The following is a 17,823-nucleotide window of genomic DNA, read 5'->3' as shown; positions in this document are numbered from 1 at the left end:
GATTATGGGAAAAGGCGTAATCGTATTGGCCGCCGGGGGAACGGGCGGTCATCTGTTTCCAGCTGAAGCGCTGGCGCATGAATTGAAGTCTCGCGGATGGGACGTGCATCTGGCGACCGATGCACGGGCGCAGCGTTTTGCCGGTGCCTTTGCAGAGGACCATGTGCACGTGATCCGCTCTGCCACCATCGCCGGACGCAATCCAATTGCGCTGGCACGCACATTGTGGTCGTTGTGGCAGGGTAATCTCGACAGCCGCAAATTGTTTCGTCGCCTCAAGCCGAAGCTTGTCGCAGGCTTTGGTGGCTATCCGACATTGCCGCCGCTTTATGCAGCAGGCAATATGGGCATTCCGACGCTTGTCCATGAGCAGAACGCTGTCATGGGCCGTGCCAATAAGGGATTGGCTTCACGCGTGAAAGCGATTGCTGGTGGGTTTCTGCCAGAAACAAGCGGTGCTTTTTCTGACAAGATCGTTGCGACCGGCAATCCGGTTCGCCCGCCTGTGCTTGCGGCTGCCAACACGTCTTATAAGCCAGCCAAAGAGGGGCAGCGTTTTCGCCTTCTGGTATTCGGTGGTAGTCAGGGTGCGCAGTTTTTCTCAAATGCTATTCCCGAAGCAATTGCGCTTATGCCGGAGAGCGAACGCGCACGGCTGCTGATTACACAACAGGCGCGTAAAGAGGACGAGGCATCCGTCCGTGCTGCCTATCAGAGGCTGAAAATTCCAGCCGATGTGGCACCCTTTTTCAACGACATGCCCGCGCGCATTGCAGATGCGCATTTTGTGATTTCGCGCTCAGGCGCATCCACCGTTTCAGAAATTGCGGCGATTGGCCGTCCGGCCATGCTGGTGCCGTTTCCGCATGCGCTTGATCATGATCAGGCTGCGAATGCGGCGGCCCTTGCTGCGGCAGGAGGTTGCGATGTCGTGCGTCAGGCAGAGCTTACACCGCAGCGGCTCGCCGAAATCATCTGTTCAGCCATGAATGCGCCTGAAAGGCTCGAACAGCAGGCAAAAGCGGCAAAAAGCGTTGGTAAGCCGGATGCCACGCAGTTGCTTGCCGATCTTGCAGAGGCTATTGCAGCAGGTAAATCTGTTCAGGAATTCAAAGAAGGAACTCGGCCATGAAAATGCCGCTGAATATCGGGCTTGTCCATTTTATCGGGATCGGCGGCATTGGCATGAGCGGCATTGCGGAAGTGCTGCACAATCTCGGCTATAAGGTTCAGGGTTCGGATCAGTCGGACAGCGCCAATGTGCAGCGTCTGCGCGAGAAGGGCATTGAAGTCTTTGTCGGTCACAAGGCCGAAAATATTGGCGATGCCGAAGTCATCGTTGTCTCGACGGCGATCCGCAAAAACAATCCTGAACTTGTGAGTGCGCGCGAAAAGCTTTTGCCGATCGTTCGCCGTGCGGAAATGCTGGCCGAGCTGATGCGCTTTCGTCGTGCGGTTGCCATTGGCGGCACGCACGGCAAGACCACGACCACGTCGATGGTGGCAGCGCTGCTTGATGCTGGTCATCTTGATCCGACGGTTATCAATGGCGGCATCATCAATGCTTACGGCACCAATGCACGCATGGGGGACGGCGACTGGATGGTTGTTGAAGCCGATGAAAGCGATGGCACCTTCCTTAAGCTTCCCGCCGATATTGCGGTTGTGACCAATATCGATCCGGAACATCTGGATCACTATGGCAATTTCGACAATGTGCGCGCGGCTTTTGCGCAGTTCGTTGAGAATGTGCCGTTTTATGGGTTTGGCGTGATGTGCCTTGATCATCCTGAAGTGCAGGCTCTGGTCAGCCGCATCGAAGATCGTCGCATTGTGACTTATGGGCAGAACCCGCAGGCTGATGTGCGTTTTGTCAATCATCGCATGGACGGCGCTGTCAGCCTGTTTGACGTCCTGATCCGTTCGCGCAAGGGCGAAACAACCGAGATCAAGGATCTGCGCTTGCCAATGCCGGGTCTGCACAATGTTTCCAATGCGACGGCGGCGATTGCTGTCGCACATGAGTTGGGTATTTCGGCAGACGATATTCGTCGTGGACTTGGGGCATTTGGTGGCGTCAAGCGTCGCTTCACCCATACGGGATCGTGGAATGGCGTTGAGATTTTCGACGACTATGGCCATCATCCGGTTGAAATCCGCGCGGTGTTGAAGGCTGCGCGTGAAGCAACCAAGGGTCGTGTGATCGGCATTGTTCAGCCGCATCGTTACACGCGCCTGCATAGCCTGTTTGATGAGTTTGCAGCGTGCTTTAATGACGCTGACACTGTTATCGTAATGCCGGTTTATACAGCAGGTGAGGACCCGATTGAGGGTGTGAATTCGGAAATGCTGGTTTCTCGTATCAAAACGGCAGGTCATCGCGATGCGCGTTTTGCAAGTGGGCCGGAAACCTTGGCGCCACTGGTCGCATCTATTGCTGAACCTGGGGATTTCGTGGTCTGTCTGGGTGCAGGCAGTATCACGCAATGGGCTTATGCATTGCCGAAAGAGCTGGCTGAACAGGGTAAAAAGTAATGGAAAGCGGCGAGGCGCTTCTCAAGAAGCTTGATGGAAGGCTGTCGGGACTGCGTGGCAAGCTGACGCCGGATGCTGGTATGGATAAGATTACATGGTTCCGTGCCGGCGGTCCTGCACAGGTTCTGTTTCAGCCTGCTGATGAAGAAGATTTGTCTGAATTTTTGAAGGCTGTGCCGGAAGAGATTCCCCTTCTGGTTGTGGGTATCGGTTCCAATCTCTTGGTGCGTGACGGTGGAATCCCGGGCTTTGTGGTGCGTCTGTCTGCCAAGGGGTTTGGTCATGTCGAGCAGGTTTCGCAAACCCAGTTGAGAGCAGGGACCGCGACGCCGGATAAACGTGTGGCAGCGGCAGCACTTGAAGCGGGGCTCAGCGGCTTTCACTTCTACCATGGCATTCCCGGTGGCATTGGTGGTGCTCTGCGCATGAATGCCGGTGCCAATGGGGTTGAAACGCGCGAGCGTGTGGTTGAAGTACGTGCGCTGGATCGCAAGGGTGAACTGCATATCCTGTCCAACGCCGATATGGGCTACGCCTATCGCCATTCCTCGGCATCGCCTGAGCTGATTTTCACTTCGGCTCTGTTTGAAGGTATTCCGGGCGACCGCGACGAAATTCAGAAGGCTATGGATGCGGTGCAGAATCACCGCGAAACGGTGCAGCCTGTGCGCGAAAAAACGGGCGGTTCAACTTTCAAGAATCCTGAAGGCACGTCTGCGTGGAAGGAAATTGATAAAGCTGGTTGCCGTGGCTTGCGCGTGGGTGGCGCGCAGATGTCAGAGATGCATTGCAACTTCATGATCAATGCCGGCGACGCCACCGGATATGACCTTGAAACGCTTGGCGAGACAGTTCGCGCTAAAGTTTATGAGAATTCAGGCATTCGCCTTCATTGGGAGATTAAGCGGCTCGGCTTGTTCCGCGAAGGGCGGGAAGTGAAAGAATTCTTATAAAAAGTCCATTCTTAAGAAGCCCGGATTTCCCACTGAAATTCCGGGCTTTTTTGTGCTTATTGAGTGATTCGAAACGTGCTCCCCTTTTGATAGGGGCTTGCCACGGAATCAACTCTCTGATTCTTTATGGTTAACCGTACAGTGATTTGATTCGTCAGGGTTTTTCCTGACTTGGGTGTCCGCTGCATAATGTGGGTGGGCTATCCTGATTCTATTTTTGATTCGAGCGCAGGGAATGCGCAGAGGGGATGACTGACATGGCTGGACAGAAGGCTGTAAAGCATGTTGCCGTTTTGATGGGCGGTTTCTCATCAGAGCGTCCGGTCAGTCTTTCGTCGGGTACTGCCTGTGCTGCGACCCTCGAAGAATGCGGCTATCGCGTCACGCGCATTGATGTTGATCGTAATGTTGCAAGCGTTCTTGCTGAATTGAAGCCTGATGTGGTGTTTAATGCGCTGCATGGTCCGTTTGGTGAAGACGGTACTATTCAGGGGATTCTTGAATATCTTCAAATTCCTTACACGCATTCTGGCGTGTTGGCTTCAGCGCTTGCCATGGACAAGGATCGCGCCAAAAAGGTTGCTGCTGCGGCCGGCGTCACGGTTGCGCCTTCGCGTCTCATGAACCGTTTTGATATTGGTTCCGAGCACCCTATGCAGCCTCCTTACGTCGTCAAGCCTGTGCGTGAAGGCTCCAGCTTCGGTGTTGTTATCGTCAAGGAAGACCAGACGCATGCGCCGCAGATCATCGGCTCTGCCGAATGGAATTATGGTGCCGAAGTTCTGGTTGAAAAATACATCCCCGGCCGTGAGTTGACCTGCGCGGTGATGGGTGATCGCGTGATGGATGTCTGCGAGATCATTCCGGTGGGGCATCAGTTCTACGATTTTGATTCAAAATACGTGCCTGGCGCATCAACTCACGTATGTCCGGCAAAAATTTTACCAAATATTTACCAAAAAATACAAACAATGGCCCTTACGGCGCATCGGGCAATCGGGTGTCGGGGCGTAAGCAGATCAGACTTCCGTTTCGATGATCGTTTTTCTGAAGAAGGCGAAGTTATCTGGCTGGAAGTGAATACTCAGCCGGGCATGACTCCTACCTCGCTCGTACCTGACATCGCGAAGACGGCAGGTATCTCTTTTGGTGAATTGTTGAGTTGGATGGTGGAGGACGCGTCTTGTTTGCGTTAAACGGCAGATCACATGAATACAGGCGTTCGGGCGCGATGCGGGATGCATCGGGTGCGGCCTTTGTTCTGCCGCGCTTTCTGCGCAAGCCGTTCCGCTTTGCTGTCCGTATGTTTCAGGGCAATATCAATGTTCCGCGTTATGCCGGTACGATTGGTATGCTCAGCTTTCTTGGTGCAACCGGCATCTATGGCATGGTGCTTGGTGGACATTCCGAGAATATGATCAAGGCGACGGCTTCGACTTTCGGTTTTGCTATTGAAAACGTGAAGGTCGTTGGTAACAGCGAAACGTCAGATATTGATATTCTGGGTCAGCTTGAACTGGACGGCGAGACCTCTTTGATCGGCCTGAGTGCGGAAAGTGCGCGTCAGGCGATTGCCAAGCTGCCTTGGGTTGAGAGCGCTGAAGTGCGCAAGGTTTATCCGGGCACGCTGCTGGTTTCGTTGGAAGAGCGCAAGGCCTTCGCCGTCTGGCAGAATGGTCAGGAGCTTTCGCTGATTGATTCGGCGGGCGACACAATCGTTCCATTCCGTCCGGGTCGTTACAATGCTCTCCCGCTTGTGGTGGGTGAAGGCGCTGAAAAGCGCGTTAAGGGTTTTGTGGACGAGGTTGCGGCTTATCCTGCTTTGGCTTCCAAGGTTCGGGCCTATATCCGGGTTGCGGATCGTCGGTGGGATTTGCTGCTGGAAAACGGCGTTCGCATCATGCTGCCGGAAGATGAGCCGATGAAGGCTCTTGCGGAAATTGAACGCCTTGATGGGGAAAAACATCTTCTGTCCCGCGATATCGCATCGGTCGATATGCGTCTTGATGATCGTGTTACGGTTCAGTTGACGGCAAGCGGTATGGAGCAGCGCCAGAAGTTCTTGGCTGATCGTAAGAAAGAATTAGCCCGCACGGGGAAGCGCGTATGAGTATTCTTGGCGGAAAAAGTTCAACACAGGCTGGAGGGGCAGGGCGCAAGGTGCGCCTACTGACCGTTCTGGATGTTGGTTCAAGCAAGGTCTCTTGCGTGATTGCACGCTTGCGTCCGCATGAAAGCGGTGTGCTTCTTCCGGGGCGCACGCATCGCATGGAAGTTCTTGGCATTGGTCATCAGCGTTCGCGCGGTGTGAAGTCCGGTGTCATTATCGATCTTGATGCCGCAGAACAGTCGATACGCCTTGCGGTTGATGCTGCTGAACGTATGGCCGGTTTGACCGTCGACAGTCTGATCGTCAATATTTCCGCAGGACGTCTCAAGAGCGAAACCTTTACCGCAAGCGTTAATCTTGGCGGTCATGAAGTTGAGCAGACTGACATTCGCCGCGTGCTGGCCGCTGGTGCCAAGCAGGCGCTTGCTGCCGAACGCCACCTCGTGCATTCGCTGCCCGTCGGTTACACGCTTGACGGAGAACGCGGCATTCGCGATCCGCTTGGCATGCTGGGTGACAGCCTTGGCGTTGATATGCATGTGTTGACGGCTGATGCAGCACCCTTGCGTAATCTTGAGCTTTGCGTCAATCGTTGCCATCTTTCCGTTGAAGCAATCGTTGCCACGCCTTATGCGAGCGGCCTTGCCGCTCTCGTGGGTGATGAAGCTGAAATGGGTGCGGCCTGCATCGATATGGGCGGCGGCACAACAACGATCTCCGTGTTCTCCGAAGGCAAGTTCATTCACGCTGATGCTGTCGCTATCGGTGGATCGCATGTCACGATGGACGTGGCGCGCGGCTTCTCTACGCGTATGGAAGATGCTGAACGTCTCAAGGTTATGTATGGTTCGGCGCTGCCAAGTGCAGCTGACGACCGAGACCTCATCTCGGTGCCGCCCATTGGCGATGACGAGCGTGATGTACCCAATCAATATCCGCGTTCGGTTTTGACGCGGATCATCCGTGCACGTGTGGAAGAAACGCTGGAACTGGTTCGCGACAGGCTGAACCAGTCGGGCCTCGGCCATATTGTTGGTAAGCGTGTGGTGTTGACCGGTGGCGCAAGCCAGTTGCCGGGAATGCCGGAAGCTGCCAGGCGGATTCTTGCAAGGAATGTACGCATCGGGCGTCCGCTAGGCATAGCAGGATTGCCAGAGGCGGCTAAGGGTGCGGCTTTCTCCGCGACCGTTGGGCTTCTGATTTACCCCCAGGTGGCAGGTATTGAAGAGCGGTCGGTGAAAGCAGCTTCCTCCGGTCTTATGACCGGTACGGGGGGGCGAATTCAACGTGTCAGCCAATGGCTGAAAGAGAGTTTTTGAGTACACATTGAGTGATTTGATTGCGTGATGTGGGCGTAACCATCAGCGTAATAACCAATTAGCACCGCGGCGGCGAAGCGGTGAGAGGCTTAAGAGGAACGAGAACCATGACCATTAATTTGCAAAAGCCGGACATCACCGAGCTCAAGCCTCGCATCACCGTATTTGGTGTTGGCGGCGGCGGCGGCAATGCGGTCAACAACATGATCAATGCCGGTCTGCGCGGTGTGGATTTTGTTGTGGCCAACACTGACGCGCAGGCTTTGACGATGTCGAAGTCCGAACGCATGATCCAGCTTGGTGCAGCTGTCACCGAAGGTCTGGGCGCTGGCTCGCAGCCGGAAGTTGGTCGTGCGGCTGCTGAAGAGTGCATTGACGAAATCGTCGATCACCTCAATGGCACACATATGTGCTTTGTTACTGCTGGTATGGGCGGCGGTACCGGCACGGGTGCTGCTCCTGTTGTGGCACGCGCTGCACGCGAACGCGGTATCCTCACCGTTGGCGTTGTTACCAAGCCTTTCCATTTCGAAGGTGCTCGCCGCATGAAGACGGCTGAGCTGGGCATCGAAGAACTGCAGAAGAATGTTGATACACTGATCGTCATTCCAAACCAGAACCTCTTCCGCATTGCCAATGACAAGACCACTTTCGCCGATGCGTTCGCAATGGCCGACCAGGTGCTTTATTCGGGTGTTGCCTGCATCACCGATCTGATGGTCAAGGAAGGTCTTATCAACCTCGACTTTGCTGACGTTCGCTCGGTCATGCGCGAAATGGGCAAGGCGATGATGGGTACAGGCGAAGCGTCAGGCGAAGGCCGTGCGATGGCTGCTGCTGAAGCTGCAATTGCCAATCCGCTGCTTGATGAAACCTCGATGCGCGGTGCGAAGGGTCTTCTGATCTCGATCACCGGTGGCCGCGACATGACGCTGTTTGAAGTCGATGAAGCTGCAACCCGTATCCGCGAAGAAGTTGATCCAGAAGCCAACATCATTCTCGGCGCCACCTTTGATGAAGGCCTCGAAGGCGTCATCCGTGTATCCGTTGTTGCGACTGGCATCGACAAGCAGATTGGAGATGCGGCGCCTGCGCCGCTGGAATTTCGCCAACCGGTAAAGCCTGCTGCCCAGACCAAGCCGATGGCTCCGCACGGCGCTCTGCGTCCTCCGGTTGTTGAACAGCCACGCCAGGCCGAGCCTGCGGCTCAGTCGATTGAAAACGAAATTCCGGCAACGCCTGCTGCTCCAGCAGCTTCGGCAACTCCTGAATTCCGTCCGCAGAGCCGCATTTTCCAGGCGCCAGCCGCTGACAGCTTCGAGCGCGCACCTGTTGCACGTCCAGCCGCTCCACAGCCGCAGATGATGAACAATCAGGCAACGGCTCAGGCTATGCAGCCACAGGCTTATCAGCAGCCACAGCAAATGCATTCAGAGCCTGTTCGCGAGCCACGTCCTGCTCCACGTATGCCAGCTGTTTCGGATTTCCCGCCTGTAGCACAGGCTGAAATCAATGCACGCCGTGCAGCGCCGCAGCAGCCTGTTCATGAAGAACGCGGCCCAATGGGTCTGCTTTCCCGCCTGACCCGTGGTCTGACGCGCCGTGAAGAAGAGCAGCCAGCTGCACGTTTGGAACCAGCGCATCGTGAACCTGCAATGCGCCAGCCAGAACAGCGCCGCCCAATGCAGCAGGATGCGTCGATCTATGCGCCACGTCGTGGCCAGCTTGACGATCAGGGCCGTCCGCAGCCACGTGCTGCTTCGGAAGAAGACCAGCTCGAAATTCCGGCATTCCTGCGCCGTCAGTCGAACTGATCATCTGACCCCGTGTTAAAAATCAAAGCCGCAGGATATATCCTGCGGCTTTTTTGTTGGGGGTATACGTTAAATTTTGTAAGAAAGCGTGATTTTGAATGCCAGGAGGCACTCATTATTTATAGACAATAAATTCGTATAAAGATGCGGGTTGCTTATGTGTATCTGCCACTAATTTTGCCATATCTCTTTATATTAAAGAGAGCATGACGGAAGCCAGCGGCGTCAAGATGCGAGGCTGGTGGTCTGCTGGATTGTGGTTAAGCAGACTGCACTTATGAAGAATAGATTGGACCTGTTTTGAGCGTTTATCAAAAGACAATCGGTCGTGTGCTGACTTTGTCCGGTGTGGGTGTCCATGGTGGCGCACATGCATCGGTGACATTCGTTCCAGCCGACGCCAACACAGGAATTATATTTCAGCGCTCCGACATCGAGGAAGCGCCCGCAATACGTGCGCATGCATCCGAAATCGGCGCGACGGATCTCTGTACGGCTCTTGGACCGAAAGAGGCGAGAATCAATACCGTCGAGCATTTGATGGCAGCGATAGCAGCCCTTGGCATCGACAACATGATTGTTGAAGTTGAAGGCCCGGAAGTGCCTATTCTTGATGGCACGTCGGCGCGTTTTATCGATGCATTCGATGAGGCGGGTATTGTCACGCAGGAAGCCAAGCGCCGGTTTATCCGCATTCTGAAAACCGTGCGCGTCGAAGCTGGCGGTTCGTGGGGTGAATTTCAGCCCTATTCGGGTACGCGCTACGAAGTCGAGATCGATTTTGAATGTCCGCTGATCGGGCGTCAGAAATATGCCAACGATATCAATGAAGTGATATTTAGAAAAGACATATCCACCGCACGTACGTTTGGCTTTATGAAAGATGTCGAGCGGTTGTGGGCGGCTGGTCTTGCACTTGGATCGTCGCTCGACAATTCACTTGTCATTGGCGACGACAATTCGGTTATCAATCCGGGTGGTTTGCGTTTTACGGATGAGTTCGTGCGCCATAAGACGCTGGACGCGGTGGGTGATCTGGCGCTGGCCGGTCTGCCTTTTATTGGTTGCTTCCGCTCGTATCGTGGCGGGCATCGATTGAATGCGGAGACGGTGAAGGCCCTTCTGGCCGATAAGTCAAATTACGATATTGTTGAGGCCAGTGGCGTGCGTCGCAATGCTGACAGCTCGGATATGGTTGCACTTCAGCCTAATATTGCCGCACCCTGGGCGCTTTGAAACTCATGTGGAGCAGGTCGGCGTTCATGGCCATAATTGGGCCGTGATCGACGGGTTTTCTTCTGTTGAGTCGTTAGACTCATGATGAACTGACAGCCAAGCCTCCGTATTTGGTGAGGATAAAGCCATTGGTTTGCATAGATACAGTTTCAGACCGTAGTTTAAGGCCAATTTCTGACGATTGATCAGCTAGACGATTGCCGATTTCGCCAGCATGTGGTTTATGAACTGCCAAAACAGCCTCGGCTATGTTTACCTATGTGCTGATGCTGATGTATTGGGAAGAATGGAGAAAATCGTGAACGCACATGTTTACGTTGCTCCAGACAGAAAAGACGTTGCCAGATGGCCGGAGACCGCATGACGAGTTCGAATTTCCCGGTGAAGACGAAAACCGCGCTGATTGCCAGCGCTCTTGCCGTTTTTGTTCCGCTTGCGGGATGTGCCAGCAAAAACGACGATATTGATCTGACCAAATATGTGGAAACGATCGATCCGGCGGATAAGCTTTATAATGAAGGCCTCGCAAACCTTGATGCAGGACGACTTGGCGAAGCTGCAAAGAAGTTTGCGGCGGTTGATCGTCAGCACCCTTATACTGAATGGGCGCGTAAATCGCTCGTTATGGCTGCCTTCACCAATTACCGTCAGGGTAATTATGAAGAAGCGATCAGCATGGCCAAGCGTTACAACACGCTTTACCCGACATCGCCTGAATCGGCTTATGCCTATTACATTATTGGTTTGAGCTATTTCCGTCAGATCCCTGACGTGACACGCGATCAGGCTGCAAGCCGCCGTGCCATTGCTGCGATGCAGGAAGTGGTCGATCGTTTTCCGAATTCCGAATATGTTGATGATGCGAAGACCAAGATCCGCGTTGCCCGCGATCAGCTTGCTGGCAAGGAAATGCAGGTCGGTCGTTATTATCTTGAGCGCAAGGAATATCTTGCTGCAATCAAGCGCTTCCGTCTGGTGGTTGAGGAATATTCCAACACTCGTCAGGTCGAAGAAGCACTGGCTCGTCTGGTCGAAGCCTATTATGCGCTTGGTCTGACGTCGGAAGCGCAGATGGCAGCGTCGGTGCTTGGCAAGAACTTCCCGGACAGCCGTTGGTATAAGGATAGCTACAAGCTTCTACAGAGCGGCGGTCTTGAGCCGCGCGAAAACGGTGGTTCGTGGCTGGCCAAGGCTTCGTCGCTGATCACAGGCGGCAATTAAGCCGATACCTGCATGCTGTCGCACCTGTCGATCCGCGATATTGTTCTGATTGAAAGGCTCGACATCGAGTTCAAGACCGGCTTGTCCGTGCTTACGGGCGAGACCGGCGCTGGTAAATCGATTCTGCTTGATTCGTTGTCGCTTGCCCTTGGTGCACGCGGCGACGCTTCTCTGGTGCGTCACGGCGCAGATCAGGGGCAGGTAACTGCCGTATTCGATGTGCCGGTTGGGCATCCCGCCCGCAAGTTCCTTAGCGAAAATGGTTTTGATGATGACGGTGACGTCATCCTGCGCCGTCTTCAGATGGGGGACGGCCGCACACGCGTTTTCATCAATGATCAGGCGGCAAGCGTTGCACTGTTGCGCGAGCTTGGCAAACGGCTGGTGGAAATCCATGGTCAGCATGACGACCGTGCGCTGATCGATACCGATCTTCATCGTACATTGCTGGATGCTTTTGGTGGTCTTGATGCTGAGGCTGCTGCTGTTCGCGAGCGCTACAAAGCGTGGCGCGATGCCGAAAATGCTTTGTCGAAGCATCGCGCGCGTGTTGAGCAGGCCGAGCGCGAAGGCGATTATCTGCGTTCATCGGTTGAAGAACTGACCAAGCTCGATCCGCAGCCGGGCGAGGAAGATGACCTTGCCGAGCGCCGCGCGATCATGATGAAGTCGGAAAAGATTGCAGGCGACGTGAACGAAGCAGGCGAGCTTCTGTCGGGTAACGGTTCGCCAGTCCCGACACTGGCAAGTCTTGTTCGTCGTCTGGAGCGTAAAATTCCGGAAGCGCCGCATCTGCTTGAGCCAGTCTGCAAGGCGATAGACGAAGCACTCAACAGCCTGGCGCTTGCGCAGGACGGCATCGATCACGCTATGCGCGAAATTGATTTTGATCCGCGCGTGCTGGAACAAGTTGAAGAACGTCTTTTCGCGCTCAGAGCTGCCGCCCGCAAATATTCGGTGTCTGTTGAGGGTTTACCCGTACTGCGCGATAAGATGGATGCTGATCTTGCTGATCTTGATGCCGGTGCAGAAAAGCTGACCCAGCTGGAAGCGCAGGCCACAGAAACATGTGCAGCCTATGATGCTGCTGCGAAGGTCTTGTCAGAGCGTCGCAAGGACACTGCTGAACATCTCAAAGCGGCAGTCATGGCCGAACTTCCGGCATTGAAGCTGGAACGTGCCGAGTTTATCGTTGAAATGACAACCGACACCAATGCACGGGCGGCGGAAGGTACTGATACGGTCGAATACTGGGTTCGCACCAATCCGGGCACACGTGCAGGCCCGATGATGAAGGTTGCATCGGGTGGTGAGCTTTCGCGCTTCCTGCTGGCGCTCAAAGTGGCATTGGCTGATCGCGGTTCGGCTCCGACGCTTGTGTTTGACGAAATTGATACGGGTGTGGGCGGTGCGGTTGCCGATGCAATTGGGCAGCGTCTGGCGCGGTTATCATCGCGCGTGCAGGTGCTTTCCGTGACCCATGCACCACAGGTGGCCGCGCGTGCATCGACCCATTTCCTCATTGCGAAATCAGCGACCAATGAAGATCGCATGTCCACATCAATCCGTTCGATTGGTGTTGATGAGCGGCAGGAAGAAATTGCGCGTATGCTGGCCGGTGCCAGCATTACCGATGAAGCGCGTGCCGCAGCCGAGCGTTTGTTGGCTGAAAACAATGCGCTTGTCTCCTGACAGAACGCTGTCAGGGGGAGCACATGTTCGTAACCACGCGTGGCTGTAGGCGCGGCGCAATTTCTTGGTTATGTTGGGCAAAATTGATTCAGCAGGTTTTGCCACGCATATGTCCGATATCTCCGTCGAAAAACTGACCGACCTTGAAGCAGCAGCAGAGCTGGAGCGGCTGGCGCGTGAAATTGCTCATCATGATGAGCTTTATCATGCCAATGACCGACCGGAGATTTCGGACGCGGATTATGATGCACTGAAGCGTCTTAACGATGCTATTGAAGCGCGCTTTCCACATCTGGTACGCCCTGATAGCCCTTCTTTGCGCGTTGGGTCAGCACCTGTTTCCAAATTCGCACAAATCGTTCATGCACGTCCGATGCTGTCACTTGGCAATGCGTTTTCTGATGAAGACGTGCGCGATTTTGTCGGCAGCGTTTATCGTTTTCTCGGGCAATTGCCGGATAATTCCATTGCCTTCACCGCAGAGCCGAAGATTGACGGGCTTTCCATGTCGATTCGCTATGAAAATGGCGTTCTTGTCAGTGCCGCGACTCGTGGTGATGGCACGACTGGCGAAAATGTAACCGCCAATATCCGCACCATCAGCGAGATTCCCAATAAGCTTCCGGCAGGTGTGCCGGCGGTCGTTGAAGTGCGCGGCGAGGTCTATATGGCCAAGAGCGACTTCCTTGCGCTCAATGAGCAGATGGTTGCCGAGGGCAAACAAACATACGTCAATCCGCGCAACACAGCCGCTGGGTCGTTGAGACAGTTGGATGCGAAAGTGACGGCCAGCCGCAAGCTCAGGTTCTTTGCCTATGCCTGGGGCGAAATGTCGGAGATGCCGGCGGATACGCAACACGGCATGGTCGAGGTTTTTCGTGAGTGGGGTTTTCCGGTCAATCCGTTAACGAAACGAATGCACAGTGCCGATGAGCTGATCGCGCATTATCGGGCGATTGGCCTTGAACGCGCCAAGCTTGATTACGACATCGACGGTGTTGTCTACAAGGTGGATCGGCTGGATCTGCAAACGCGGCTTGGCTTTCGCTCGCGCAGTCCGCGCTGGGCGATAGCGCACAAATTCCCGGCAGAACAGGCAACCACCATTCTGCGCGACATTGATGTTCAGGTCGGGCGGACGGGTGCAATGACACCCGTTGCACGCCTTGAGCCGATTACTGTTGGTGGCGTGGTTGTGACCAACGCCACGCTGCATAATGAAGATTATATCAAGGGCATTGGTCTCAAGGGTGAACGTATTCGCGAGGATGGTCACGACATTCGCATCGGCGATACGGTGATCGTACAGCGTGCTGGCGATGTTATTCCGCAGATTGTCGATGTGGTGCTGGAAAAGCGTCCCGCCGATGCTGAGGAGTTCCATTTCCCGCATGTTTGTCCTGTCTGTGGCAGTCATGCCGTGCGCGAGGAGGGTGAGGCGGTTTATCGTTGCACAGGTGGTCTGACCTGTGCTGCGCAAGTGGTGGAGCGCATTCGCCATTTCGTATCGCGCAATGCTTTCGATATTGAGGGCCTTGGCGAGAAGCAGGTCGAGTTCTTCTTCCATGCGGACGATGACAGTCTGAAAATCAAATCCCCTGTTGATATTTTCACGCTACAGGCTCGTCAGTCTAAGGCGCTCAAGAAACTCGAAAATATTGAGGGCTTTGGTGCGGTTTCCGTGAAGAAGCTCTATGACGCAATCAATGGCCGACGTGAGATTGCCTTGCATCGCTTCCTGTTTGGTCTTGGTATCCGGCATGTCGGCGAAGTGAACGCCAAGCGCTTTGCCAAGGCTTATCTCAGCTATGACAAGTTTGCTGAGGCAGCCAAAACCGCAGTCCCGCCAAAAGAGGGGGACCGAAGCGATAAAGGCAATGAAGCCTGGCAGGATCTCATTTCAGTTGAAGGCATTGGTTCGATTGTGGCGGAAGCGGTGGTCGATTTTTATGCCGAGCCGCATAACGTGCAGGTCTTGAAAGCGTTGCTTGATGAAGTCACGCCTCTTGATGAAGTTGCCCGCGTGGCAACCGGATCGCCGGTTGAGGGCAAGACAGTGGTGTTTACGGGTAGCCTTGAGCGCATGTCACGTGATGAAGCAAAAGCCATGGCCGAGCGTCACGGTGCCAAGACGGCAGGGTCTGTTTCCAAGAAGACGGATCTTGTTGTGGCAGGGCCGGGGGCTGGCTCAAAGCTTGCAAAAGCATCGGAACTTGGCATCGAAGTCATTGATGAAGATGCGTGGCTTCAACTGGTTGGAGAAGGCTGATGGCTCCGTTCAAGGGCTTTGGCGACAAGGCTATTCCGTTCTTGAAGGCGCTCGATTTTCATCAAAACCGCGAATGGTTTGTTGAAAACAAGGACCTGTTTGAAGAGCATCTGAAAGGGCCGCTTGGTGATCTGGTTGAAGAACTGACGGCGCGTTTTGAAAAGGCCGGATTGCCGTTCAAGGGTGATCGTGTGAAGTCACAGTTCCGCATCAAGCGGGACACGCGCTTCTCTCATGACAAGGCTCCGTATAACCGGCATCTGTCGGCCCTTCTGTCCAATTCGGGCACAAAATGGGATGAAAGCGGCTGCTTTTATGTCTGTATCGGTTTGCCGGGTGTGCGCGATTGCTATGCAGGTGTTGCATGGTGGGGGCCGAAGAAAGAGCTTTTGCAAGCCATCCGCAAAGCGATTGCCGAAAAGCCGGATGCGTATCGTGCGGTCGTGGCAAAGCTTAAGAAGCATAGCCTGCAAATCAGCGATCATGATCGGTTGAAGCGCACGCCGCGTGGTTTTGAAACTGTAGCGGATGCAGATCTTCTTGAAGCCATTCGCAACCGGCATTTTGCTGTTCGCCTCGAAATCGATCCCGATAGCATTACCCGCGCCGACCTTGCCGATCGGTTGGTCAAATTTGCCGAGCAGGCACGCCCACTGATCGACTGGATCAAGAAGATCGAAGGCACTGTTCCGCAAGCATCCGAATAATGCATCGATTCATCACGCATTCTGATAGGTGATGCTGAAATGTTGCTGCTTTCGCTGCGCGTCAGTATGATGACGCTGTTTTTTTGTGGGCGCAGCGCTGTTAATCACGCTGCGCCATTTCTTTCCGGCTTAAAGCGGCGCAGTCGCTTTTTCCAGCCATTCGACCTGAGCGCCTTCGAGATGGCCGATCAGCTTCTCACGCACGCTTACATGGTAGGCGTTGAGCCAATCAAGCTCTTCCGGCGTGAGCAGTGATTTGTCGATCAGGCGACGGTCGATGGGGCAGAAGGTGAGCGTCTCAAAGCTCATCATTGGCAGTTCGCCGCCTGCGGGCACTTCCGCTTCCTTTACAATGATCAGGTTTTCAATGCGGATGCCATAAGCGCCCGGCTTGTAATAGCCCGGTTCATTGGAAAGGATCATACCGGGCAGAAGCTCGTGTGCGCCTTTTTTTGAAATGCTCTGCGGGCCTTCATGGACAGAGAGATAACTGCCGACGCCATGACCGGTGCCGTGTGCGTAGTCGAAGCCCTGCTTCCAGAGTGCGATACGCGCCAGCACATCAATGTCCTGTCCGCGCGTCCCTTTTGGAAAACGGGCGGTGGTGATCGCAATCATGCCTTTGAGAACGAGTGTGAAAGAGCGGATCGTTTCTGGCGTCACTGTCCCGATTGCAACTGTGCGCGTGATGTCTGTCGTGCCATCGCGATATTGTGCGCCGGAATCGATCAGATACAACTCGCCATCGTTGAGCTTGCGATTGGTGTTCGTGTTAACGCGGTAATGGATGATCGCGCCGTCGGGACCTGCGCCGGAAATCGAATCAAATGAAATATCTTCGAGCGGCATCTGGAAATCGCGACCAGCCTTGTCGCGGCTTTGCTCCAGCTTTTGCGCCGCCGAGATTTCATCAACCGTGCCGGGGTTTTGTTCATCGAGCCAGGACAGAAAGTTGACCATAGCCACGCCGTCACGTTCATGCGCTGCGCGAGAACCGTCAAGCTCGGCCTTGTTCTTGATTGCGCGGGGCAGGCGGGCCGGGTCTTTACCATGAATGACATGACCGCCAGCAGCATCCACCGCGAGGCGGAGCTTTTCAGCGGCAAGTGCCGGATCAAGCAGAATGGTTTCACCCTTTGCTGCACGTGCGCTCAGGTGGCCTTCCAACTTGGCGGGTTCACAGAGTTTGGCGAGCTGTGTGAGATAGGCGCGCGGTTCAATGGCAAGCTTGCGCTCGTCAATGAAGAGTTCAGGCTCACCCTCTGCCGGGATGATTGCAAAGCTTAATGGCAGAGGTGTGTTGGAGACATCCTTGCCGCGAATGTTGAACACCCAGGCAACCGATGAAGGGTCGGTTAGAACGGTTGCGCTTGCTCCCGCCGCTGTTACCGCTTTTTGCATCTCCTTGATCTTGTCTTGCGCTTCACGTCCGGCAAAGCGGGCCGGCTGGATGGTAACGGGCGCAAGAGGGGCTTCTGGCTGATTATCCCAGATGAGATCAACCAGATTATGCGCAACCGGCACAAGTTTGCCGCCTTGATTTTCGAGTGCTTCACGCAAAGCTGTTGCTTCGGAAATCGTGTGCAACCATGGATCAAAGCCAATCGTCAGACCTTTGCCGTGCTCAAGAAGCCAGCTTGCAGGCGGATTGGTGACAAGGCTTTCATAAGAAAACACGTTGCCATCTGTCTGATTGCGAACCTGCAACTCATAACGCCCATCGATGAAAATATAGGCGGCATCTTTCAGGATAAGGGCTGCCCCTGCCGAACCGGTAAAGCCTGTGAGCCAGCCGAGACGCTGCGCACGGGGCGGCACATATTCGCCCTGATGCTCATCGGCACGCGGAACGAGAAAGCCGTCGAGACCTTGTTCGGCAAGTTTTTCACGCAGCATAGCCACGCGTGGCGCGCCATTGGCCGGATCGGTCGTTACATCAAAAGTCTGAAAAGCCATGAGCGTAACTC

General features: G+C 54.7%; 13 protein-coding genes. 12 read left to right on the top strand and 1 reads right to left on the bottom strand.

The genetic code is table 11. The annotated features are described in order from the left end of the window. Window positions 1-4: 4 nt before the first annotated feature. From murG to VBH83_RS10290, 12 genes are all read left to right on the top strand, one after another. Window positions 5-1,132, top strand: coding sequence for an undecaprenyldiphospho-muramoylpentapeptide beta-N-acetylglucosaminyltransferase (gene murG / locus VBH83_RS10345; RefSeq protein ID WP_396997565.1), 1,128 nt, complete (start codon window positions 5-7; stop codon window positions 1,130-1,132). Further along, window positions 1,129-2,535 carry a UDP-N-acetylmuramate--L-alanine ligase gene (murC, locus tag VBH83_RS10340; RefSeq protein WP_396997563.1) on the top strand — a complete coding sequence of 469 codons (1,407 nt, stop codon included), beginning with the start codon at window positions 1,129-1,131 and terminating at the stop codon, window positions 2,533-2,535. Before murG ends, murC begins: the two co-directional genes overlap by 4 nt. Continuing rightward, entirely contained in the window at window positions 2,535-3,488 is a 954-nt protein-coding gene (gene murB, locus VBH83_RS10335) for a UDP-N-acetylmuramate dehydrogenase (RefSeq protein WP_396997561.1), read from the top strand. Before murC ends, murB begins: the two co-directional genes overlap by 1 nt. 257 nt (window positions 3,489-3,745) lie before the next feature. Continuing rightward, window positions 3,746-4,684 carry a D-alanine--D-alanine ligase gene (locus tag VBH83_RS10330; RefSeq protein WP_396997559.1) on the top strand — a complete coding sequence of 313 codons (939 nt, stop codon included), beginning with the start codon at window positions 3,746-3,748 and terminating at the stop codon, window positions 4,682-4,684. After that, window positions 4,672-5,598, top strand: a complete 927-nt coding sequence (locus VBH83_RS10325) for a cell division protein FtsQ/DivIB (protein WP_396997557.1) — start codon at window positions 4,672-4,674, stop codon at window positions 5,596-5,598. Before VBH83_RS10330 ends, VBH83_RS10325 begins: the two co-directional genes overlap by 13 nt. Then, on the top strand, window positions 5,595-6,917 hold the full coding sequence (gene ftsA, locus VBH83_RS10320; protein ID WP_265985417.1) for a cell division protein FtsA: 1,323 nt from the start codon (window positions 5,595-5,597) through the stop codon (window positions 6,915-6,917). Before VBH83_RS10325 ends, ftsA begins: the two co-directional genes overlap by 4 nt. 107 nt (window positions 6,918-7,024) lie before the next feature. Further along, complete coding sequence (gene ftsZ, locus VBH83_RS10315) at window positions 7,025-8,731, top strand: cell division protein FtsZ (protein ID WP_396997555.1); 1,707 nt, start codon at window positions 7,025-7,027, stop codon at window positions 8,729-8,731. A 300-nt stretch (window positions 8,732-9,031) separates the two neighbouring features. Beyond that, the gene (gene lpxC, locus VBH83_RS10310) at window positions 9,032-9,967 is read left to right on the top strand and encodes a UDP-3-O-acyl-N-acetylglucosamine deacetylase (protein ID WP_265985415.1); all 936 of its coding nucleotides are present in this window, start codon (window positions 9,032-9,034) and stop codon (window positions 9,965-9,967) included. Between the two features lie 360 nt (window positions 9,968-10,327). Continuing rightward, window positions 10,328-11,188, top strand: a complete 861-nt coding sequence (locus VBH83_RS10305) for an outer membrane protein assembly factor BamD (RefSeq protein ID WP_265985413.1) — start codon at window positions 10,328-10,330, stop codon at window positions 11,186-11,188. Between the two features lie 12 nt (window positions 11,189-11,200). Beyond that, window positions 11,201-12,880 carry a DNA repair protein RecN gene (gene recN / locus VBH83_RS10300; RefSeq protein ID WP_396997552.1) on the top strand — a complete coding sequence of 560 codons (1,680 nt, stop codon included), beginning with the start codon at window positions 11,201-11,203 and terminating at the stop codon, window positions 12,878-12,880. Window positions 12,881-12,989: 109 nt separating this feature from the next. Further along, window positions 12,990-15,149, top strand: coding sequence for an NAD-dependent DNA ligase LigA (gene ligA, locus VBH83_RS10295; RefSeq protein ID WP_396997550.1), 2,160 nt, complete (start codon window positions 12,990-12,992; stop codon window positions 15,147-15,149). After that, window positions 15,149-15,856 carry a DUF2461 domain-containing protein gene (locus tag VBH83_RS10290; protein WP_396997548.1) on the top strand — a complete coding sequence of 236 codons (708 nt, stop codon included), beginning with the start codon at window positions 15,149-15,151 and terminating at the stop codon, window positions 15,854-15,856. The genes ligA and VBH83_RS10290 overlap by 1 nt, the downstream gene beginning before the upstream one ends. Window positions 15,857-15,985: 129 nt before the next feature. Here VBH83_RS10290 and VBH83_RS10285 read toward each other — a convergent pair whose 3' ends face one another. Then, the gene (locus VBH83_RS10285) at window positions 15,986-17,812 is read right to left on the bottom strand and encodes an aminopeptidase P family protein (RefSeq protein ID WP_396997546.1); all 1,827 of its coding nucleotides are present in this window, start codon (window positions 17,810-17,812) and stop codon (window positions 15,986-15,988) included. Window positions 17,813-17,823: the final 11 nt, after the last annotated feature.

Source organism: Ochrobactrum sp. S1502_03, assembly GCF_044435015.1.
Taxonomy (GTDB): domain Bacteria; phylum Pseudomonadota; class Alphaproteobacteria; order Rhizobiales; family Rhizobiaceae; genus Brucella; species Brucella chromiisoli.
This window is presented reverse-complemented; position numbering and strand designations above follow the sequence as displayed.

Coding starts and splice junctions, on each gene's coding strand:
- murG (WP_396997565.1), top strand. CDS start 5: ATGGGAAAAGGCGTAATCGTATTGGCCGCCGGGGGAACGGGCGGTCAT.
- murC (WP_396997563.1), top strand. CDS start 1,129: ATGAAAATGCCGCTGAATATCGGGCTTGTCCATTTTATCGGGATCGGC.
- murB (WP_396997561.1), top strand. CDS start 2,535: ATGGAAAGCGGCGAGGCGCTTCTCAAGAAGCTTGATGGAAGGCTGTCG.
- VBH83_RS10330 (WP_396997559.1), top strand. CDS start 3,746: ATGGCTGGACAGAAGGCTGTAAAGCATGTTGCCGTTTTGATGGGCGGT.
- ftsA (WP_265985417.1), top strand. CDS start 5,595: ATGAGTATTCTTGGCGGAAAAAGTTCAACACAGGCTGGAGGGGCAGGG.
- ftsZ (WP_396997555.1), top strand. CDS start 7,025: ATGACCATTAATTTGCAAAAGCCGGACATCACCGAGCTCAAGCCTCGC.
- VBH83_RS10305 (WP_265985413.1), top strand. CDS start 10,328: ATGACGAGTTCGAATTTCCCGGTGAAGACGAAAACCGCGCTGATTGCC.
- recN (WP_396997552.1), top strand. CDS start 11,201: ATGCTGTCGCACCTGTCGATCCGCGATATTGTTCTGATTGAAAGGCTC.
- ligA (WP_396997550.1), top strand. CDS start 12,990: ATGTCCGATATCTCCGTCGAAAAACTGACCGACCTTGAAGCAGCAGCA.
- VBH83_RS10290 (WP_396997548.1), top strand. CDS start 15,149: ATGGCTCCGTTCAAGGGCTTTGGCGACAAGGCTATTCCGTTCTTGAAG.
- VBH83_RS10285 (WP_396997546.1), bottom strand. CDS start 17,812: ATGGCTTTTCAGACTTTTGATGTAACGACCGATCCGGCCAATGGCGCG.